This is a genomic window from Ruania alkalisoli (assembly GCF_014960965.1).
Lineage (GTDB): Bacteria > Actinomycetota > Actinomycetes > Actinomycetales > Beutenbergiaceae > Ruania > Ruania alkalisoli.
The window spans coordinates 939,670-961,100 of the sequence record NZ_CP063169.1 but is presented as its reverse complement, the minus strand read 5'-3'; the positions used below and the strand labels follow the sequence as shown (position 1 = coordinate 961,100).

16 protein-coding genes are annotated in these 21,431 nt (G+C 68.5%); 5 read left to right on the top strand and 11 right to left on the bottom strand.

Translation table 11 applies throughout. The features are described 5' to 3' along the window. Positions 1–44: 44 nt before the first annotated feature. The 5 genes from groL to IM660_RS03980 form a co-directional block, all read right to left on the bottom strand. Positions 45–1,679 carry a chaperonin GroEL gene (gene groL / locus IM660_RS04000; RefSeq protein ID WP_193498126.1) on the bottom strand — a complete coding sequence of 545 codons (1,635 nt, stop codon included), beginning with the start codon at positions 1,677–1,679 and terminating at the stop codon, positions 45–47. Positions 1,680–1,875: 196 nt separating this feature from the next. Then, positions 1,876–3,351, bottom strand: a complete 1,476-nt coding sequence (locus tag IM660_RS03995) for a phytoene desaturase family protein (protein WP_193498125.1) — start codon at positions 3,349–3,351, stop codon at positions 1,876–1,878. Between the two features lie 35 nt (positions 3,352–3,386). Then, positions 3,387–4,556 carry an HTTM domain-containing protein gene (locus tag IM660_RS03990; RefSeq protein WP_193498124.1) on the bottom strand — a complete coding sequence of 390 codons (1,170 nt, stop codon included), beginning with the start codon at positions 4,554–4,556 and terminating at the stop codon, positions 3,387–3,389. After that, entirely contained in the window at positions 4,553–5,383 is an 831-nt protein-coding gene (locus IM660_RS03985) for a DUF5819 family protein (protein WP_246465127.1), read from the bottom strand. Before IM660_RS03985 ends, IM660_RS03990 begins: the two co-directional genes overlap by 4 nt. 121 nt (positions 5,384–5,504) lie before the next feature. Next, complete coding sequence (locus IM660_RS03980; protein WP_193498123.1) at positions 5,505–8,606, bottom strand: choice-of-anchor G family protein; 3,102 nt, start codon at positions 8,604–8,606, stop codon at positions 5,505–5,507. A gap of 308 nt (positions 8,607–8,914) precedes the next feature. Between IM660_RS03980 and IM660_RS03975 the strand changes: the two genes are divergently transcribed. Then, positions 8,915–10,237, top strand: coding sequence for a glycoside hydrolase family 15 protein (locus IM660_RS03975; RefSeq protein WP_193498122.1), 1,323 nt, complete (start codon positions 8,915–8,917; stop codon positions 10,235–10,237). 37 nt (positions 10,238–10,274) lie between these two features. On the opposite strand, the gene IM660_RS03970 is transcribed toward IM660_RS03975, so the two are convergent. Next, complete coding sequence (locus tag IM660_RS03970) at positions 10,275–10,922, bottom strand: LytR C-terminal domain-containing protein (RefSeq protein ID WP_193498121.1); 648 nt, start codon at positions 10,920–10,922, stop codon at positions 10,275–10,277. 29 nt (positions 10,923–10,951) lie between these two features. Further along, on the bottom strand, positions 10,952–11,248 hold the full coding sequence (locus IM660_RS03965) for a DUF3263 domain-containing protein (protein WP_193498120.1): 297 nt from the start codon (positions 11,246–11,248) through the stop codon (positions 10,952–10,954). A gap of 162 nt (positions 11,249–11,410) precedes the next feature. Between IM660_RS03965 and IM660_RS03960 the strand changes: the two genes are divergently transcribed. The 4 genes from IM660_RS03960 to IM660_RS03945 all read left to right on the top strand — a co-directional run bounded on the left by IM660_RS03960 (position 11,411) and on the right by IM660_RS03945 (position 15,255). Then, on the top strand, positions 11,411–12,106 hold the full coding sequence (locus IM660_RS03960) for a uracil-DNA glycosylase (protein ID WP_193498119.1): 696 nt from the start codon (positions 11,411–11,413) through the stop codon (positions 12,104–12,106). Between the two features lie 85 nt (positions 12,107–12,191). Further along, positions 12,192–13,025, top strand: a complete 834-nt coding sequence (locus IM660_RS03955) for an SGNH/GDSL hydrolase family protein (protein ID WP_193498118.1) — start codon at positions 12,192–12,194, stop codon at positions 13,023–13,025. Continuing rightward, on the top strand, positions 13,018–13,248 hold the full coding sequence (locus tag IM660_RS03950; RefSeq protein ID WP_193498117.1) for a hypothetical protein: 231 nt from the start codon (positions 13,018–13,020) through the stop codon (positions 13,246–13,248). The genes IM660_RS03955 and IM660_RS03950 overlap by 8 nt, the downstream gene beginning before the upstream one ends. A gap of 93 nt (positions 13,249–13,341) precedes the next feature. Beyond that, on the top strand, positions 13,342–15,255 hold the full coding sequence (locus IM660_RS03945) for an acyl-CoA dehydrogenase family protein (RefSeq protein ID WP_193498116.1): 1,914 nt from the start codon (positions 13,342–13,344) through the stop codon (positions 15,253–15,255). A 62-nt stretch (positions 15,256–15,317) separates the two neighbouring features. On the opposite strand, the gene IM660_RS03940 is transcribed toward IM660_RS03945, so the two are convergent. From IM660_RS03940 to IM660_RS03925, 4 genes are all read right to left on the bottom strand, one after another. Then, positions 15,318–15,686: a hypothetical protein gene (locus IM660_RS03940; RefSeq protein ID WP_159621210.1), complete on the bottom strand. Its 369-nt coding sequence runs from the start codon at positions 15,684–15,686 to the stop codon at positions 15,318–15,320. Between the two features lie 202 nt (positions 15,687–15,888). After that, positions 15,889–18,315, bottom strand: a complete 2,427-nt coding sequence (locus IM660_RS03935; RefSeq protein ID WP_210769072.1) for a metallophosphoesterase family protein — start codon at positions 18,313–18,315, stop codon at positions 15,889–15,891. Between the two features lie 201 nt (positions 18,316–18,516). Then, entirely contained in the window at positions 18,517–20,505 is a 1,989-nt protein-coding gene (locus tag IM660_RS03930) for a S9 family peptidase (protein ID WP_193498115.1), read from the bottom strand. Positions 20,506–20,531: 26 nt separating this feature from the next. Further along, entirely contained in the window at positions 20,532–21,386 is an 855-nt protein-coding gene (locus IM660_RS03925) for a hydroxymethylpyrimidine/phosphomethylpyrimidine kinase (protein ID WP_246465125.1), read from the bottom strand. Positions 21,387–21,431 lie beyond the last annotated feature (45 nt).

Below are 21,431 nucleotides of genomic sequence, written 5' to 3'. Positions count from 1 at the left end.
GCCGGAAGCTCGTTCCTCGCTCCCAACCTCCACGACGTGTGTCGTCAGAAGCCCATACCGCCCATGCCACCCATGTCGTCGCCACCAGCCGGTGCGGCCGGAGCCTTCTCCGGCTTGTCGGCCACGACGGCCTCGGTGGTGAGGAACAGCCCGGCGATGGAGGCCGCGTTCTGCAGAGCGGAACGGGTGACCTTCACCGGGTCGTTGATACCGGCGGCGAGCAGGTCCTCGTACTCGCCGGTCGCGGCGTTGAGGCCGTGGCCGGTGGGCAGTCCGCGCACCTTCTCCACGACGACGCCGCCCTCGAGACCAGCGTTGACCGCGATCTGCTTGAGCGGAGCGTCCACCGCGATCTGCACGATCGAGGCACCGGTGGCCTCGTCGCCGTCCAGCTCGAGCTTGGCGAAGGCGAGCGCAGCAGCCTGGATGAGCGCGACGCCACCACCGGCGACGATGCCCTCCTCCACGGCAGCCTTGGCGTTGCGCACCGCGTCCTCGATGCGGTGCTTGCGTTCCTTGAGCTCAACCTCCGTGGCGGCGCCGGCCTTGATGACCGCGACACCACCAGCGAGCTTGGCCAGGCGCTCCTGGAGCTTCTCGCGGTCGTAGTCGGAGTCGGAGTTCTCGATCTCGGCGCGGATCTGAGCCACGCGTCCGGCGATGGCGTCGGCGTCACCGGCACCCTCGACGATCGTGGTCTCGTCCTTGGTCACGACGACCTTGCGCGCGGTACCGAGCACCTCGAGGCCGACGTTGTCGAGCTTGAGGCCCACGGTCTCGGAGACGACCTCACCACCGGTCAAGATGGCGATGTCGTTGAGCATGGCCTTGCGGCGGTCGCCGAAGCCCGGCGCCTTGACGGCAACGGACTTGAAGGTGCCACGGATCTTGTTGAGCACGAGGGTGGCCAGGGCTTCGCCCTCGACGTCCTCGGAGATGATCAGCAGCGGCTTGCCGGACTGAATGACCTTCTCCAGCAGCGGCAGGACCTCCTTGACGTTGGAGATCTTGCCCTCGACGAGCAGGACGTAGGCGTCCTCGAGCACCGCCTCCTGGCGGTCCTGGTCGGTGACGAAGTAGGCCGAGAGGTAGCCCTTGTCGAAGCGCATACCCTCGGTCAGCTCGAGCTCGAGGCCCAGCGCCTGGGACTCCTCGACCGTGATGACGCCTTCCTTGCCCACCTTGTCGAGGGCCTCGGCGATCAGCTCACCGATCTGCGGGTCACCGGCGGAGATGCCGGCGGTGGCGGCGATCTGAGCCTTGGTGTCCACCTCGGTGGCCGAGGAGAGCAGCTGCTCGGTGACGGCGTCGACAGCCTTCTCGATGCCCCGCTTCAGGGCGATCGGGTTGGCGCCGGCGACGACGTTGCGCAGGCCCTCGCGCACGAGCGCCTGGGCGAGCACGGTAGCGGTGGTGGTGCCGTCGCCCGCGACGTCGTCAGTCTTCTTGGCGACCTCCTTGACGAGCTCTGCACCGATCTTCTCGTAGGGCTCCTCGAGCTCGATCTCCTTGGCGATGGACACACCATCGTTGGTGATCGTGGGAGCGCCCCACTTCTTCTCGAGGACGACATTGCGTCCCCGCGGGCCGAGGGTGACCTTGACGGTGTCGGCGAGGGCGTTCAGCCCACGCTCCATCCCGCGACGGGCCTCCTCGTTGAAGGCAATCTGCTTAGCCATTGGCGGTTCGATCCTCCGGAACTGGCTTTCGGTTTCGGCCGGCGGGACGCCCGCGACGGACGACGTCGATCCGATGCGTTCACGTCACGCACCGGGTCGGCGCCTCGTCTCGCTGACCACAGTTGTCACTCTCAGTGCGAGAGTGCTAATGCCATTATTGGCACTCTCGGGTCGAGAGTGCAAGATGCGGACTGAATCAGGGGGCGAGCGAGGGCACCGGGAGGGAGAACCGCTGCGAGAGTGCGCGCCGGGCGGCGTGCCAGCCGGCCATCCCGTGCACCCCTGGTCCGGGTGGCGCCGACTGCGAGCAGAGGTAGACGCCCGGGATTGACGTCGCATACGGGTCCAGCGCGGGCCGGGGCCGTGCCGCCATCTGCCATGTCGAGAGCGCCCCGGCGGCGATGTCTCCGCCCACGTAGTTGGCGTTGTGCTCGCTCATCCGGGATGCCGGGGTGCAGCGCGCACTCACGACGACGTCCCTGAAGCCCGGCGCGAAGCGTTCGATCTGCGCCGTCACAGCCTCCGTGACGTCCACACCACTGCCAGCCGGCACATGCGCGTACGCCCAGCCCGGGCGCAGCCCCCCGACCTCTCGTGCCGGATCGGAACCGGTGGGGTCGGAGAACAGGATCATCGGGCGCTCCGGGACCCGGCCGGCAGCAACGTCGGCCTCGGCACGGGCCATCTCCTCCCGCCGCCCGCCGACGTGCACGGTGCCTGCGCGACCCACGCGCTCATCAGCCCACGGCACTGACCCGGAGAGCACGAAGTCCACCTTCGCGGCTGCATTGCCATAGCGGAAGCGTTCCAGCGCATGACGCACCGACGGGCGCATCCGGTCGCCCCAGATGCGGACCAGACCGGCCGGCGAGGTGTCGGCGAGGTAGGCGCGAGCACGAGGGAGTTCGTGCCAGGCTGTGACTTCGTGCTCGGTGACCACACGACCACCGTGGGCCTCCAGGTCCGACACCAGGGCCGCCGTCAGGGCACCGGAGCCGCCCACGGGGATCGGCCAGCCGACGGTGTGCGCCAAGGTGGCGAGCATGATCGAGGTACCGGCGGCCGCCGGACTCGGGAGAGTGGAGATCGCGTGCGCGGCGACTCCTGTCAGCAGCGCTGGGGCGAGATCCTCACGAAAACGTAGATTCCATGCGGGGCTTCCTTGCTCCACCAGTCGCACTGCGGTCGCCGCCATCGCTGCGATCCCGCGGATACTCAGCGCCCCGGCGGGCAGTTCGCGCCGGTTCCCGAGTGCGAGAGCGGTGAGCAGTTCCGCGTTCTCCACCAGCGGGGCGAAGAACCGCCGCCAGGCCGTCCCGTCGACGCCCAGCTCAGCCACGGTCCGTCCGAGTGAGTGATAGGCAACCGCAGCACGGCCACCGTCCAGTGGCTGTGCGTAGGAGATCTCAGGGCTGACCAACTCGACGCCTCGTGCGGCGAAGTCGAACTCCCGGAACGCCGGGCTGGCCAGGGCCAGGGCGTGCACAGCCGAGCAGATGTCGTGGCGCAGACCGTCGGCCAGGGGTGAAGCCAGCGTGCGGGCTCCCCCACCGGCGACCGGCTGCGCCTCCAGCACGGTCACCTCGAGCCCTGCGCGGGCGAGGGTGACCGCGGCCGTCAGTCCGTTCGGGCCGGATCCGATCACGACGGCGTCCGTGCTGGTGCGCACCATGCCTCCAGTCTGCCTGGTCGTGGGTGAGGGCGGGGTCAGTGCGTCACGCTGGCGCGTTCCCGTGCGGATTCATCCGGAGGGTCGGAGTCTGCGCCTTCGGGTTCTTCTGGCGGACTTTCGTCGGTCTCACCGTCCTGGTCGCGTGCGCTGCGCCAGGCCCCGGTGATCCGGTCGGCCAGCCTCCGCCAGGTGACGTCCCGGATGAAGATCGCGTCGATCGCGATCATTGCCAGGGAGAACCAGGGCAGCCCCATGAGGACGGCGATGCCGATGTGGAAGGAGGTGATGCCGAAGAGCGCAATCACCCGGGAGGGTCGCCACAGCAGTGCGAGCGGGAAGATCATCTGCAGGATGATCGAGCTCCAGGAGATGATCGTGACCACGGGCGCCCACGCGGTCAGCAGGTCACTGAGCTCTGGCCAGGACCCGAAACGCACTGTCTGCAGCGGGTTGTAGATGGCGTACCCGTGCTGCCACGGCGCTCCCCCGGCCTTGAAGAGGGCACCGGAGGCGTAGACGAAGCACACGTGGCAGGTGACGGCGACGAGTACGAGGTTGTGGCTCAGGTTCGTCAGCCATGCGGGCGCCCACGGCTCACCGTTCCAGGCACGGCGCAGCCAGGGTCCGGTCTGGGCGTCGGTATCAGCGCGGCGGCGCGCATCCAGTGACCACCGGCCCGCGGTGTCGGCGAACAGCAGTGCCAGCAGGGTGATGCGGAACATGTTGTCGCCCTGATCGCCCAGGGTGTCGTTCATCTCGATGAACGAGGTCCAGGCGACGAAGAAGATCGGCAGCACGATCTTCATGCGCCAACCCAGGGTCACGAGGATCGCGAGCCAGGCGAGCGCGACGTAGAGGATCGTGAAGGACCAGTCGTTCAACGCCACCCGGTGGAAGATGCTGAACAGCGGGATCTGCGGGAAGTCGCTCAGCGGCTGGGCTGCTTCGCCGTTCCAGACCGAGCCGCTTCCGAAGGCGTAGTAGCGGGTGCGCCAGTTCGTGGCAAGCAGGCCCAAAGCGGTCAGTCCGAGGAGGATGCGGGTGACGGCGAGTCCGTATCGGGCACGCTTGGCACCGACGAGCCAGTTCTCGGTCCAGGTCAGAGTGCGGTGTACCAGCGAGGAAACAGCACCGTAGAGATCGCCGACGAGTGTGCCGGTCGCACGGGCACTGGTGCGAGCAAGGGTGCGGGCGCGGGAGGTCATCGGGTGGACTCCTCGACGGCCGGGCGGAAGATCTCGGCGAATCGTTCGCGCGACTGACCGGGATACTCGATCAGGCCACGCCAGCCGGTGACGTAGGGCTGCACAGCCGGGCGTTCGGCGTCGGGCTCGTTGCGCTGCCCGTAGGGGACGACGTTCTGCCGGCTGACGACGAACTGCACTAGGACGACGTCCTCGCCCCACATGGCGTAGGCCACCTGGGTAGCATAGGCATTGGCGAGTTCCTCGGCTTGCATGTACTCGGCGACGGCGCCGGCGTTGTCGTGTGAACGCAGCGCAGATTCCAGCCGCGGACGCCAGTCGTTGCCGTTGTAGTAGCCGAGCGCGACGATCTCTTCCTGTTCGTCGTTGAGGTCGAGGTAAGCGCCACGGAAGGTGCTGGCCACCTGACTGGCCGTGATCGCCGCGCGCGGCGGGAAGAGGTTATGGGTGAGCATGTCGAGCTCGGCGGCCGTTGCATCGACCCATTCGGTCTCGATCTCCTCACCGTCTCGGTTGAGGGTGGCGCGAACCTGGAGACGGTAGTCCCCATTGATGGGCTCGGGGGCAAACACGCTCCAGCTCTGCCCGTGCATCGGGATCATGTACCGGTGCAGGAGGTCGCCCGGGATCACCTGACGGAGTCCGGAAGCGGGCGCGATCCACAGGAACGTGGCGAAGATGTGGAAGGCGGTGAACAAGACCGCCGCCACCACCACGGCCCGCTTGAGCCTGCTGAGCGGTGTACGGACCGCACCGTCGCCGGCTGGGTCCACCGCAGGTCCTTCCGCGACTGCGTCGGCGTCAGCCGCCGCATCCTTGCTCGTCATATCAGTTCGTTCCCCACCGGGCCATCGTGCTGCAAGAACAGTCAGCGGACGAGGTTCGGTCCCGGAGCGTCTGTGCGCTCCGGGACCGAACCCTCATTCTGTGCTCATCCGCAGATGCAGATCAGCGCACTGTCGACCGCCGGTTGCCGGTCAGCAGCAGGCCAGCTCCGAGGCACATGAGCGCCGCGGCGATCAGCCCGAACAACTGGTCGAGCTCGGCACCGGTGTCCGGGAGCGACGGGCCGCTGGCCTCAGTCACCACGAAGTCGGTGTCGAGGTTCTCCGCCAGGATCTCACCGGAAACCTCGCCGACCATCGTCACGTGGTGATCACCGAGCTCGAAGTCAGCGTCGATCGGGAAGGTGAACGTGACGTCACCGTCCTCGTCCGCCGTGGCGGTCAGGTCGAACGGGGTGGAGTTCACGGTCGCAGTGACCGACTCACCCGGCTCGAAACCGAAGCCGTAGGCCTCCTGCTCCACACCGGTGTCACGCACGATGCTCTTGTAGAGAACCGTGGCGCTGAGGTCACCGGCGTCTGCGTCGGAGTCCGCGTCGCTGGACGGGTCCGCAGCAGCAGCCGCCGAAGCATCCGCGTCGGCCGAAGCCGCCGCCGAGGCGTCAGTGGAGGAGTCCGCCGTGGCCGCCGCGTCAGCCGCCGAAGCAGCCTCCGAAGTGGCGTCAGACGTCGAGTCCGCCGAGACCGCTGCAGAAGCATCCGCGTTGGTGTCGGAGCTGTTGTCCGCGTTCGCCGCCGCCTCTGCAGCCGCAGCAGCCGAGGCATCCGGGTCCGTGGTCGCATCCGCCGACGCATCCTGCGAGGCGTCGGTGTCAGCAGCCGTCTCCGCCGCCGCAGCCGCAGTCACGTCGGTCGCAGCCGAAGAGTCCGTCGTGTTGTCGGCATACGCCGCCGCCTCTGCAGCAGCCTCTGCCGCCGCGTTGCTGTCGTCGTCAGCGTCCGCCGCAGCAGCAGCCGACGCCGAGGCGTTGGTGTTCGTGTCCGCATCCATGGAGGAGTCCGGGTCCGTCGAGGAGTCCGGGTCCGTGGACGAGTCCGGGTCCGTGGACGAGTCCGGGTCCGTCGAGGAGTCCGGGTCCGTCGAGGAGTCCGGGTCCGTCGAGGAGTCCGGGTCCGTGGACGAGTCCGGGTCCGTCGAGGAGTCCGGGTCCGTGGACGAGTCCGGGTCCGTCGAGGAGTCCGGGTCCGTGGACGAGTCAGCGTCAGCCGATGCCGCGACAGAGGCGTCGGTGGAGGAGTCCGCCGTGGCCGCCGCGTCAGCCGCCGAGGCAGCCTCCGAAGTGGCGTCCGAGGTCGAGTCCGCCGAGACCGCTGCCGAAGCGTCCGCGTTGGTGTCGGAGGTGTTGTCCGCGTTCGCCGCCGCCTCTGCCGCCGCAGCAGCAGAAGCATCCGGGTCCGTGGTCGCATCCGCCGACGCATCCTGCGAGGCGTCCGTGTCAGCAGCAACATCAGCCGCAGCAGCCGCGGTCACGTCGGCCGCAGCCGAGGAGTCCGTGGTGTTGTCGGCATACGCCGCGGCTTCAGCCGCAGCATCGGCCGCTGCATTGTTGTCGTCGTCCGCCGTCGCGGACGCGGCCGCCGACGCCGAGGCGTTGGCGTTCGTGTCAGCGTCGCCGCCGTCGTCAACGGTCGCACGGACCGAGGAGGAGGCAAGGTCGATGCCCGTCTCGGCACCAAGCCCCGGGAGGACATCGATCGCCAGGGCGCGGACCGTGAAGGAACCGTCACCCAGGTCGCCGCCCGCTGCGTTGATCGGCTCCTCGGTGGGCTGCTCGTTGATCGTGATCGTGAGCAACTGGCTGAGCAGCGGGTCGAGCACGTCGAGCTCGCCGATCACGCCAGACAGGGTGGCCTGCAAGACGCCCACCACGCCGAGTGCTGGTGCACCGTCGGAGCCATCCGGGTTCAGCAGGCCGTCGAAGGCGTCACCGATAGTAGTGAGCGCACCCAGGATGACTGGCTCGATCAGGTCGAACAGCCCGTCCGCCTCTAGAGTGACGTCCGGCAGGACCGGCAGGTCCACGGTGACACTTCCCGTGACATCCAGAACGGGGTCCGTTCCCGTCAGCCCAAGGAAGTCCCCAAGAGACCCTGCGAGTGTGACCCCTACGTCGCCGGTCAGGGTTCCAGCAAGCGCGTCCAAGGTCGGGTCGAGTGTCAAGGTGACGTTGGTCCCGAGGATCGCATCGTCAACCGCCTGAACGATGTCGTCAAGCAAGTCATCGAGGAGGTTCGTGACCCCGATCTGCACCTGGTCGATCTGGGCAGCGGTCAGCACCTGCGTGTTCGGGTCCAGCCCATTCAGCCCGCCTGGGTGCAGCTGCTCCAGGTCGATGGCGATCGTGCCGTCGGCGAGGTTGATCGACACCGCGCCGTCACTGATCGAGTCGGTCAGAATGCCGTCCGTGACTCCGGTGAGGTCGACACTCGCGTTGAGGGTTGGCGAGCCAAGATCAATCTCCAGAACCGTCGGGATACCAACGGACCCGAGATCAATGGCATCCAACAGGCCCTGAACTGCTCCATCCGGCCCAAGAGTGCCGTTGACCGCGTCCTCGGCGGTCCCCACGGTGTTCTGGACAGTCGTGCTCAGGTCTCCGACCAGCGGGCTGCTGATGACGACCTGCGCATCGGCGATGAGGTACTCGCTCGTGACGTTGTCACCGTCGGTGACCTCGGCGCGGGAGGCGATCGCTCCGAGCTCGAGGCCCACCTGGTCGACGATCTCGTCCGTCAGACCGTCCACGCCCAGCTGGCCGAGCAGTGCTGTCAGGTCAACGGTCGCTACGTCGGAGTCGCCACCGGCGTCAGCGTTGATCGCACCGTCGGCGCCGAGCGCACCAGACGCAGCGATGGACGACTGCCCATCGAGCGAGGAGGCGTAGCCGTTCAGCAGCCCCGCTTCGGCGCCGGGACCGAGGTCGAGCAGGCCATCGTTGGTGCCATCGCCGATCAGCGGGATGTTGACACCGCCAACAGTGATGTCAGCGAGGCCTTCCAGGACGGACACGTCGAGATCAGCGTCGTTCGGGCCCGGTTCGCTGGTGAAGCCGGACTCGGTCCGGACCGCGTCAACGACGCCGAGTCCGAGCGCGTCCAGGTCGATCAGTTCAGCGAGCGCCTCACTGTCATCGCCCGGCGCAGCAACCGCTGGTGACAGCGTGCCAGAGAGGCCGACGGCCCCCAGTGCGACTGCAGCGACCATGGCGGTTGCGCCGGCCAGCGGCCGCTGCCATGCGGTGCGCGCTCGTCTGCGCGCGACATGCTTTCTCTTCTGCACGTAACTCCCCCGAGCCATTTGTGTGCGTGGTGCCCGTCACCCCGATCGGGGCTCGTGGCCTTTGCAGTTGGATGCCGCCCCGTGAACAGACGGCGACAGCCAGACTCTACGGACGTTCAAGGTGTATGTCACCTCACAAATGTCACAAATCGATAACGTCTCAGATCCTGAGCGTGGCGCGCTGGACGCGTCGACAGAGGATCCAGGTGTGCCTCCGGGATACGCTCGACGCTATGTCCGGACGCCCGCTGCCCGTCGTCTGCGGCACCGTTCTCGTGGCTGCGCTGATCGCTGTCGGACTGCTGACAACGCCGCAGACCCGCGCCGACAACGTCAGCCTTTACCACGAGGGAATCGGCCTCACCGCCGCGGGAGCGCTCGCCACCATCCCCACCGGCGAGACCCCCCGGTACCTCGCCGGCACCCGCGTCCTCGCCCCGGACCCGGGCGCCAACGAGGACGCCATCGCCGCCGCCGAGCATCTCGCCGAGGAGACCCGCACATGGCTCGCTGCGGGAACCCTCCCGGGAGCCGGCACCCCGTTCGCCGACCTCGGCCACGACGCCCTACTCGACCTGCACGCACTGCTGCGCGGAGGCGGAGGGGCCATCGCCGGCGCCAGTACGGCCTGGCGCTACGTCTGGCCCCGCGATGCCGCCTTCATCGCCGCGGCACTCAGCGCCACCAGCCACCACCACGACGCCTTCGAGATCCTCGACTACCTCCAGGCCGTCCAGGCCCCAGACGGCTCCTTCCACGCCCGGTACACCGTCGCCGAGCAACTCCCTCCAGACGACCGCGGCACCCAGACAGACGGAACCGGCTGGGGACTATGGGCTCTCGCGCAGGCGACGGACACCGTCGGGACCGACCGCGAACGCGACGCGCTGCTCACCCGCTTCGCCCCGCTCATCGAGCGTTCGACGACCTTCCTGCTCGCCCAGGTGAGTGACCGGTCTCCACTGCCTGCGCCGTCGTCGGACTACTGGGAGCACCGCGAGACCCAGGTGACCCTCGGGACCGCCGCACCGGTACTCGCGGGCCTGGAAGCTGCCGCGCGACTGCACGACCTGCGCGGCGACACCGGAAACGCCACCCGCAGCACCGCGGCAGCAGAGGCGCTGCGGGAGGCCATCACCGAAAGGTTCGGCACCTTCGGCTACGGTCGCTATCCAGGCCGATCCCTGCAGGACGCCGCTGCTTCCTTCGTGCTGCCACCGTTCGTGGCCGAGCCGCTCCCGGGTGCAGCCACCGCGTGGCGGGCCTCGATCGAGACGATGACCCGCCCCGGAGGCGGGCTGGCGCCGGGGGCCGCATGGCCGGAGACGCAGTACTCCTGGACTCCGCAGACCGCGCTCTACGCCTGGACCGCAGCCAGCCTCGGCGACCGCACACGCGCCATCGAGATGCTCGACTGGCTCGACAACCACCGCACCACCACCGGCGCGATCCCTGAGAAGGTCGGGCCCGACGGCGCACCGGCCGCCGTCGCCCCGCTCGCCTGGACCTGCGCGCTCGTGCTGCTCACCCTGGTCGCCCTCGAACAGAACCCCTGACGGCGTCCCTCACCATCTCCTCAGCCGAGACCGTTCGTCAGCCAACGAAGTCAGGACGCAGCACCACATAGATGCCGTTCGGCGCCGCCGCCGCATCCTCGACCAGGTCGGTGATGCCCAGCTCGGCCCCGATCGCCTCCGCCTCAGCAGCGATCTGCGCGTCGCGGTAGTAGATGGTGGTCGTCGCCGGCTGACTGTAGGCATAGTCGTCGGCCACGACGTTCGTCCACCCGGCCGCGGCCAGAACCCCCTGGTTCTCTCCGGCGAGACCCCCCACACCAGCACCGTTGAGCACCCAGACCGCGGTGCCGAAGTCAAGGTCGGCCGGCTCGTCCGTGGGGTCGGTCTCGTCGTCGGTGGGCTCGTCGGTCGCGTCACCATCGCCGGCGCCGTCGGCGTCCGTCTCGGACTCGCCCTCCGCAGGCTCCTCGGTGGGTTCCGTCTCACCGCCGGTCTCCGACGAGCTCACGCTCGCGGTGGGCTCCGGATCTCCACCGGTATCCCGGGAGACCGCCTGCACCACCACGAACGCCAGCAGCGGGGCCAGCACCAGCACCACCAGGAACGGCAGTGCCTGCCGCCACCACGGCACCCGCGCACGGTGCACGCCCTCGGGCGTGCGCTCGGCACCGAGGGTGTCGAACTCGTCCTCGTCGTAGGGGTAGGAGGGGTCCGGGTTGCTCACGACAGGCAGGCTAACCCGTCAGCGGGCGGTCACAGCTCGTGACCGAGACGACGCGCGGAGCGCTCCCGCTGACGCACGCTACGCATACGCCGCAGGCGCTTGACCAACATCGGCTCGGCCGCGAGCGCAGCCGGCTCGTCGATGAGGGCGTTCAGGACCTGGTAGTACCGGGTGGCAGACATGTCGAAGAGTTCGCGGATCGCGCTCTCCTTGGCGCCGGCGTACTTCCACCACTGCCGCTCGAAGGCGAGGATCTCGGCATCGCGTTCACTGAGCCCGGACTCGACCGTACTGCTCGACGTGGGGAGCGGTTGCGCTGCCGCCATCGGTCCTCCTCGTGTGGTCGTTGTGCATCGGACATCTGCAAACTGACGGCCATCCTACGGGCAAACCACACCCGTGTCATTCGCCCTCGCCGCACCTCGGTGTGATAATCGCGCGGCACCGTCGCACCCGCCCGGGAGCCTGCAATCTCTTACGCTGGGCCGGTGGAGACGACGCCAGCACCCCCGCACCGCCCGCTCACCGACCTCGTCGACCCGGGATGGGCCACAGCCCTGGCGCCGGTCGAGAGCGACATTCACGCGATGGGCGACTTCCTGCGAGCCGAGATCGCCGCGGGGCGCGGGTACCTCCCGGCGGGTGAGCATGTGCTGCGGGCCTTCACCCACCCGCTGGAGCGGGTGCGGGTGCTGATCGTCGGCCAGGACCCCTACCCCACGCCCGGGCACGCGATGGGCCTGTCGTTCTCGGTACAGCCGCACGTGCGGCCGATTCCGCGCTCGCTGCAGAACATCTTCCGCGAGCTCACCGAGGACCTCGGTGTGCCGGCCCCTTCGACCGGCGACCTCACCGCCTGGGCCGACGCCGGGGTACTGCTGCTCAACCGCAGCCTCACCGTGCGACCGGGCGAGCCGGCCTCCCATCGCGGCAAGGGGTGGGAGCGCGTGACCGACGCCGCGATCCAGGCCCTGGTCGCGCGCAACCAGCCGCTCGTGGCAATCCTGTGGGGACGCGATGCCCAGTCGTTGCGCACCCTGCTCGGCCAGACCCCGATCATCGCGACCACCCACCCGAGCCCCCTGTCAGCCTCGCGAGGGTTCTTCGGCTCACGTCCATTCTCCCGCGCCAACGCACTCCTGACCGAGCAGGGTGGTGCCCCAGTGGACTGGACCCTCCCCTAGTGGGGCACCTCCCAGGGAGGTGACCGGTCGCCGTCGGGGCGGCAAAGACCTGGCGCGAGGGCACCGTCCGGGATAGGAAGGACGGGTGAGCACCTCGAGCCCGACTCTCCCGTGGCGCCGGTACGTCGCAATCGGCGACAGCATGACCGAGGGACTGTGGGACGAGAACCCCCACCGCCCCGGCGAGCTCGGTGGGTGGGCCGACCGGCTCGCTGCCGCGATCGCCGCACGGCAGGCCCAGCACGGGGTGGAGCCGCTCGAGTACGCGAACCTCGCCGTCCGCGGCCGTCTCCTCGACCCGATCCTCACCGACCAGCTGCCCCGCGCCCTCAGCGCCGAACCCGATCTGATCTCGATCGTGGGCGGCGGTAACGACCTGTTGCGCCCCGGGGCAGACCCGGACCGGCTCGCCGTCAGCCTGGACCGCGCCGTCCGCACCGCTCGCCGCACGGGCGCTGACGTGCTGCTGGCCACGGGGACCGATACTCGCAATGCGGGACTGCTGCGCCGGATCCGGCCCAAGGTCGCGATCTACAACGCGCACATCTGGTCGATCGCGCAGCGCCATGGCGCCACCGTGCTCGACGTCTGGGGCCTACATCCGTTACAGGACTGGCGCATGTGGGCGCAGGACCGGATCCACCTCAGCAGCCTGGGGCATGCACGGGTAGCCGACGCCGCGCTGGTCGCGCTGGGACTGGCGCCGGAGCACTCGAACTGGCGTGTTCCGCTGCCGCGCCCGCCAGTTCGCCCGGCCGCCGAGCGGCTCCGCGCGGACGCAGAGTGGATGGCCCGCGACGTGTACCCGTGGGCGACCCGCAGGCTGCGGGGGCGCTCCTCCGGTGACGCACACCTGCCCAAGCGACCCGAACCTCGTCCGGTGTCCTTCCCCGACCAGGAGGAACACTCCCATGCCTGACGCGCACGGGTTTGAGTACACCGTCCACGGCAGCCAGGTGCACATCACCCACCACGGGCGCTCCGCCGTCGTCCTCCGTGGCAACCGCGCGGCGGAGTTCGTCGCCCGGGTGGAGCGCGAAGATCCCCAGGAACTGATGGCCCGGCTGACCGGCAACTACAAGCGGGGCAACGAGCGCACCGCACGCAACCATCCCCGGAATCAGCGCAGACGCGGCATATGAACTGACGCTGCGCCGTCGGGACGGCCCAATAGCGTCCGCTGGCGGGCTCGGCCCCGACCGATCACACTGGTGGGAGCATCCGAGGAGGCCCTCATGTCGCAACCGGAGGTCACCGCGCGGGAAGCCCGCCGGGTGGCCGAAGAGGCACGCAGCAGCCAATTCACACACGCCTCGTTCGCACGAGAGCTCTACCTCGGCCGGTTCCGGCCCGAGGTGCTCTGGCCGCACCCGGACGAGACAGCGCCACCATCAGATCCCCGGGCGGAAGCGTTCCTGACAGACCTGCGCACCTATCTCGACGAGCACGTCGACGGAGCGCGGATCGAGGCCGAGGACCACATCGACGACGAGGTACTGGCCGGGCTCGCCCGGATCGGCGCATTCGGAATGACCATTCCACGCGAGTACGGCGGTGCGTCCCTCTCGCATGTGGACTACAACCGCGCACTGATACTCGCGGGGAGCGCGAACCCCAGCCTGGGTGCGCTGCTCTCGGCCCACCAGTCCATCGGGGTCCCCGAGCCCGTCAAGGTGTTCGGAACCCCGGAGCAGAAGGAGATCTACCTGCGGCGCTGCGCCGAGGGCGCGATCTCCGCCTTCCTGCTCACCGAACCCGATGTGGGATCGGACCCGGCGCGGCTGCATGCCAGCGCCAGCCGCACCCCCGAGGGGGACTACCTGATCGACGGGATCAAGCTGTGGGCCACGAACGCCGTGATCGCCGAGGTGTTCGTGGTGATGGCCCGGGTGCCACCCGATCCCGACGGCCGGGCCGGTGGGATCACGGCGTTCATCGTGGAGGCCGACACCCCCGGCATCACGATCGAACGTCGCAATGAGTTCATGGGGCTACGCGGGCTGGAGAACGCGGTGGTTCGCTTCCACCAGGTGCGGGTTCCGGCACGCAACGTGGTGGGAAGCGAGGGTCAGGGCCTCAAGATCGCTCTGACCACATTGAACACGGGGCGACTGTCCATCCCGGCCCTGTGCGTGGCAGGCAGCAAGTGGTCCCTGACTATCGCCAGGCAGTGGGCGCGCGAGCGGGTGCAGTGGGGAGTACCCATCGGCAAGCATGCTGCCATCGCGCATCAGGTCGCCTTCATCGCCGCCACCACCTATGCCCAGGAGGCAGTGGTACAGATTGCCGCTGAGCTGGCCGACTCCGAGACTGCGGACATCCGGATCGAAGCGGCCCTGGCCAAGCTGTGGTGCAGTGAGATGGCCTGGCAGGTGGCTGATGCGATGGTGCAGATTCGTGGCGGCCGGGGATATGAAACCGCTCGCTCACTGGCTGCGCGCGGGGAACGCGCCGTCCCCGCCGAGCAACTGCTGCGTGACCTGCGGATCAATCGCATCTTCGAAGGCTCCAGCGAGATCATGCACCTGCTGATCGCCCGGGAAGCCGTGGACGAGCACCTCCGGGTGGCAGGCGCGCTCATCGACCCCGATGCCGACTCAGCCGACCGGGCCCGGGCAGCCACGGACGCCGCGAAGTTCTACGGCGGTTGGCTGCCCCGACTGGTTGCCGGACCGGGCGACCTGCCAGCTTCCTTCGCGTCCTACGGCCCGGCCGCACCGGCGTTGCGGTACATCGAGCGAACCTCCCGCCGGCTCGCCCGGAACACGTTCTATGGCATGGTCCGGTGGCAGGGCGGCCTGGAGAAGCGGCAGGGATTCCTGGCACGCGTCGTGGACATCGGGGCCGAGCTGTTCGCCCAGACCGCCGTGCAGGCGCACGCGGCCCGCAAGCCGGTAGCCGGTAGCCGGCAGCGGCTCGCCGACGCGTTCTGCCGCCAGTCCCGGGTGCGGGTGGAGCGCCTCTTCCGCGAGTTGTGGCGTAACAGCGACGATGGTGACGAGGCAGTGGCCGCACAAGTGCTGGCCGGAGACTTCAGATGGGCCGAGGAGGGTGTGCTCGACCCCTCAGCGGGCACCGGCCCGTGGATCGCCACCGCCACCGAAGGCCCGTCCACTGCCGAGAATCTGGCCCGGCGCTATCGCCTGTGAACGTGAGCGCGGGTACCTCGGGCCAGGTGGGCCGAGGTACCCGCGCTACAGGTCAGTCCGGATCAGCAGCGGTAGTTGACCGTCTGCGTCAAGCCCCAGGATCCGTACATCTTCACCCACTGCGGACCGTAAGCCGTCCGGCCCTGCCCGAGGTAGGCCCGGCACCCTGCGTCGACATGGAATCCATCTGCATCCGCCCACCCGAACTTCGACTGGGTGTTCTGGCCGGGATACAGCCACCCGCGGGGCGAGCCGTACGCACACGTGCCGTTGCTGGCCCAGTCCCGGCACACGACGAAGGCATGAGTGGACGAGCTCGAGTTCGCGATGACGGCATCATTGAGATCGGCAGCCTGAGCTGGCGCCGGAGCAATAACGCTCACTCCGGCAACAAACGCCAGAATAGCCAGCAACTTGGTGACGAATTTCATGCGGTGATCCATTCTTCTGGAGTAGACGAACATTGACGTGGATCATCACACCATCCGGGCAGACATCCCGATAGAGATTCCGAGAGAGTTTCCTTCACTGCAACCGATTGTTTCATCATGAGACATCGGGTGGATACCTACCGCCATGCGGGAGCCCCGGCGGGAAGCAGACCCGCCGGGGCTCACCGTCATTACTGCAGGCTCAGCTCTCGGGAATGGTGCGACGCTGACGGGCCACCAGGAACATCGTCATACCGCCGAAGAGCAGTGCGGCACTGCCGGCGACCATCCAGACCGGGGTGTCCGAGCCGGTCTCGGCGAGGTCGCCTCCTCCCGCCGCGGCGGTCACAGTCAGCGCGGCCGAGGCCCGTACGCCCGACTCGGAGATGAGCACGATTCGATGCGAACCCACAGCCGTCGCCGGGATCGTCACCTGCGCAGTGACAGTTCCAGAGCCATCGGCCTCGACCGTTGCGAGCTCGATCGTATGAGAGTGCAGCTCGATGCGCACTTCCTCGCCAGGAGGGAATCCGGAGCCGTTCACCTCCAGCGCATCACCGGCAACTACCGAGGACGTGGACAGCGTGACGGTAGCCGGTTCACCGTCGTCACCGGGCTCCTCACCACCGGGCTCCTCACCACCGGGCTCCTCACCACCGGGCTCCTCACCACCCGGCTCCTCACCACCCGGCTCCTCACCACCCGGCTCCTCACCACCCGGCTCCTCACCACCGGGCTCCTCACCCACGGAGCGGCCGAGTTCGAAGCGATCGATCACCCACGGGTCGATCTCGGGGGTGCGCACATCGAACGCGTACGAGACCACCTCACCGGCTCCGGTGTCCAACATCGCGAAGACCGCCAGGTCGTTGCTCTGAACGAACGGCAGCGGCGTACCGTCTTCCGCGGTGAACGGCTCCACGTTCGGGACGATCGGCTCAAGCCCGCCGGGGTTACCTTGCGCAAGATAGTTCTCGTCATCCCACGGCAGCCCTGGTAGGGGTCGCGACCTGCCACTGAGCTCGTGGTATGCGCCGTAGGTGTTGCCGGTATTCGACGTCTCCAGGTAATTCACGCCATTCTCCGACTCAAACCTGTTCCACAAGTGTGAGTGGCCATTGTGAACCAGATCCACCTCGGCTCCTTCGAGCAGCGGCTGCAGATCGTGGCGCAAGATGTTGCCCTCAGGCGGATACTCGTAGCGGACGCCAATGACCTCGCCAGAATCGTTCGTCTCCTCGATGCGAACCGGATCAGCGAATTGCGGCATCACGTTGTCACCCAGGCCCTGCGGACTCTCGTGCAACATGACAATGCGATACGCGGCATCTTGAAACTCATCGCTCGCGAGTTCTTCTTCAAGCCACTCGTATTGTTCGCTGCCGACGGCCAGTGACTCGAAGATGTGTTCGCCGTACCCCTGCTCCAGTGGCTCATCGAGACTCGATGCCGCCTCCTGGTACCTGCTGGAGGACGTCCGCTCCTCGGGATCGGCAACCGCCGTCGGGCTGCGCCAGATGCGCGTGGAGTAGAGCGAGACGAGACGGACACCACCGAAGGTCGTGGCGTAGTAGGTCTCGCCACCCGGAGAGTCGTCCGGAAGCGTGAACATCTCCTCGTAGCTCGTGGTGCTGAACGAGTTGTCCTCGATCCACTGCGCCCTCGTCTGCGGATCGTCCGTGGGGTTCACCTCCGCCGCGACCCTCTCGTACTCCGCCTCGGCGACGGCGATCGGGACGGGTGAGCCGTAGGCTGCCCCGATGCTCGCCGCACCGGCAACTCGTCCGTGCACCTCGTGGTTGCCCACGGCCGGGAACAAGGGTGCGTTCTGGATGATCTCCCCGCCGTGGTAGGCGGTGATGCCATGGTTGTCGAGCCGGTTGCCATTGCCCTGCAGCACCGCAAGGAAGGCGCTGCCTCGGGAATCGTCGAACCATTCCGACGCGCGATCAGGATGGTTGACGAGGTCGCCGGCGAGGAAGACCCCGTCGATGTCACCGATCGTCTCAGCAGCCAGCTGGAGGTTCGCGGCCGTGTTCGCCATGGCCTGGTGGTCACTGGTGAGGAGGATGCGCAGATCGTCGTCGGCGGCAGGGGAAGGACGCAGTGAGAAGGTGCCTGAGACGGCCGCATCCCCCGCATCGGTCGAGACGACCCGGTACGGCACGACCTCACCGGTGGCGAGACCGTCGATCGTCGCCTCATGGCGCCACACGTCACGGTGGACGATTCCCTCCTCCTCCGTGGGCCTGACCGCATCGGGGATACGCGAGGAACTGTCCTCCGCGAGCCGTGAGTACTTCAGGGACTCGGCGTGGATGACGCGCACACCGGTGAAGGTCGCGCCGGCTGCGGCCTGCTGAGCTTGCTCGGCCGTGAGCGTGGCGACCTGGGGACCGAGGAGAACGACGTGGTTACTTCCCTCGAACTCCGTGTTCCAGACCACGTGGACGCCGTCGGCGGTAGGACTCTGCAGGAACGGGTCGCTGAGCAGTGGAAGATCGCCGACGGGGTCGGTCGCCGCGGACGCGACCGGAGCACTGGATGCCGCGGTCGGCAACAGCAGCATCGGCAGAGCGGTGCACAGTGCGGCGACTGCGGTGCGGGTTCTGCGGTGGGGGCCAGACATCACGAGTGACGGTTCCTCTCGGTGCACACATAGACAGGCTTCGACGAGCCTCTCGAGGCTAGGTACGCCAGATGGCTCACCGGCGTGCTCGCGATGAATAGGCGACATCACCGAGATGAACGACTCCCGCACCGGTCTGGACGCGGGCTGGGCTACTCAGCGCTGCTGCGACGGACGATCGCCGAACGCCGCTGTGCGCGATCAGGCGACCGGCAGGTACTTCGCCAACCAGCGCAGGATGTGCTCGAACCGCGCCACCCGGTGCCGTGGCCGACCGGAGCGGCTCAGCTCGTGCCCCTCCCCGGGGAAGAGCAGCAGCTCGGCCTCCACGTCCCGCAGGCGCAGCTCGGTGTACCAGCGCTGGCCCTGCTCCACCGGGCATCGCCAGTCCTGCTCGGAGTGGATCACCAGGGTCGGTGTCCGCACTCGATCCACATGTGCCATCGGGCTCTGGGCAGCGATCTGCTCCGGGTCGGTTCCCAGGTAGGCGTGGGAGAAGAACCATCCGATGTCGGCGGACCCGACGAAGCTGACCGGATCGAGGAAACCGCGTTCGACGATCGCCGCGACGAACCGCCTCGTCTGGGTGGTCAGCCACGCCGTCATGTAGCCGCCGTAGGAGCCGCCGAGCACGCCCACTCGCTCGGCATCCAGCCGTGGATGCGCTGCGAGCGCCGCGTCGAGGAAGGCGAGCACATCGGCGGCGTCCCGGTCACCCCAAGCCCCGATGATGGCCCGCACGTGGTCCTGCCCGTAGCCGATCGAACCGCGCGGGTTGCAGAACACGACGGCGTAGCCCGCCTGGGTATAGACCTGCACCTCATCGAAGAACGTGGGCGTGTACTGCGCGGCCGGTCCGCCGTGGATGAGCAGCAGCACGGGGTACGGCCCATCACCCTCGGGAAGGCTCACCCAGCCGTGCACCGGGTAGCCGTCATCCCCGCTCGCGATCAGCTCGACCGGTTCGACCGCGCCCGCCTCCCGCCGGAGCCGGGCGGAGAGGTCGGTCACGCGCCGAGGCTCGGCCACCGCCGGGACGTGCCAGAGGTCAGCCACGCTGTCCGGACTGCCGGCGGCCACCAGGGCTGCGCCGTCAGGCATCGCCGCGACCGCACGCGCCTCCACCTGCCCGTCGAGCACAGCCACCACCGTGTCCCCGTCGGACCGGAGCACCGGGGCGGCGCCGCGTTCGGCCCCGACGAGAAAGACGCCGTCCCCGGCCGGTTCCAGCACCCCGGTCAGAGTGAGCGTGTGCGGATCCGTGAGGCGGGTCAGGCCGCTGAGCGTGGTGCCGTCCAGTGCGGCGCGGTACAGCGCGGGCGAGCGGCCGATGAAGTCCATCCGGTCCGGACCCTGATCGGTGAGCAGCAGCCAGAGCCGCCCCGCGGCATCGAAGGTCACGGCACCGGGCACGTGGGAGCCGACGTCGAGAACGGTTGCCTGGGATTCCGCCTCCGCCCGGTGATGCAGCAGGTCTCCGGCGATCGCGTCGGGGGCCGAGCGGATCGTCAGCAGTCCCGCGCCGTCCGGGGTCCAGACGGGAGTGCCGTGGTCATACGGTTCGGTGGTGACCTGCGTGACCTCGACGCCTGCGGCAGCATGGGCGCTCTGACCGTCATCCGTCGTCAACGGCGGGTCGGCGAGCGGGTCGAGCAACGGGGACCGGGACGAGGGAATCCGCGCGAGGAACAGCTGCTGGGGCCGGTCGGCGTAGTAGCCCAGACCGTCGGTGCGGTACGTGAGCCGCGTGATGTGGCGCGGCGCCTCGGCATCGGACCCGACGCCGTCAGCGGTGCCGTACCGGCCCTCCTCGGGCACCCGGGCCGTGTATGCGAGGCGCGTCGAGTCCGGGGAGAACACGAGCCGGCCGGACACACCGGCCGGGTGTGCCGTGAGGATTCGTGGCTCTCCGCCGCCAGCAGGCATCAGCGCGACCTGCGGCTTGCCACCGGAGACAGCACGAATGAACGCTAGCCACCGCCCGTCCGGAGAGAACACCGGTTCCGAGTCGCCCGGCCCGTGAGTGAACGGGCGCAACTCACTGCTGTCCAGGCTGAGGCGCCACAGCGCCGAGGGGTAAGTGTCGGCCTCGGTGTCGGGGCGGGCGATCGCCACCACGGCCCAGGTGCCGCTGGGGTGTGCGGCGGGCGTGCCGGGTTGGCGGAACAGGCTCAGGTGCTCGGGTCGCATACAGGCGAGCCTAGAACCCCACCCGCTCAGAGGGTGCGGATCTGCACGGGGCCTTCCGTGGGCACCGGCCCGGCGAGCCGAACGGCGTCGAACGGGGCACGGGAGGAGAGCCGGTCGAGGATCCCCTGGGTCACGAGCCGCTTGGCCACCTGCACGGCATCGGTCACCTCAGTCCCTTTGGCGAGCTCCGCCGTCACGGCCGCGGCGAACGTGCAACCGGCACCGCTGACCCGCTCTTCGCCGATCTTCGGGGTACTCACCACGGTCGTCGTCGTCCCGTCGAAGAGCACGTCGACGGCGTCCGGCCCGTCCAGCTCGACGCCACCCTTGGCAACGACATATCTCGGGCCCAGAGCGTGGATGCGCCGGGCGGCCTCAGCGAGGTCGTCCACCGATTCGATGCGCTCCATCCCTGCGAGGGTGCGGGCCTCGAAGTGATTGGGGGTGATCACGGTGGCCAGTGGCAGGATCCGCTCCCGGAGGGCGTTGTCGGTGTCGAGCGCGGCACCAGGTTCTTGCCCCTTGCAGATCAGGACCGGGTCGAGCACCACATGCCGCCACGGGTGGCCGGCGATCGCGTCGGCCACCGTGTCGATCGTGCCGAGGGTGCCGAGCATCCCGATCTTGACGACCTCCGGTGCGTGGCATGCCAGGGCCACCTCGATCTGGTCAGCGATCACGGCGGACTCGACCGGGACGAACCGGTGCACCCAGTCCGCCGCGGGATCGAAGGAGACGATGCAGGTGAGGGTGCCGAAGCCGTAGGCACCCAGGGCCTGGAACGTCCGCAGGTCTGCCTGGATCCCGGCGCCACCGGTCGCTTCGGAGCCGGCGATCACATAGGCGCGTGCAGGTTCGGTGGGGATGCTGGTCTCGGACACGGCCCTACGGTACGACTTCTGCGCCGTCAGGAGGAAAACGCCGGA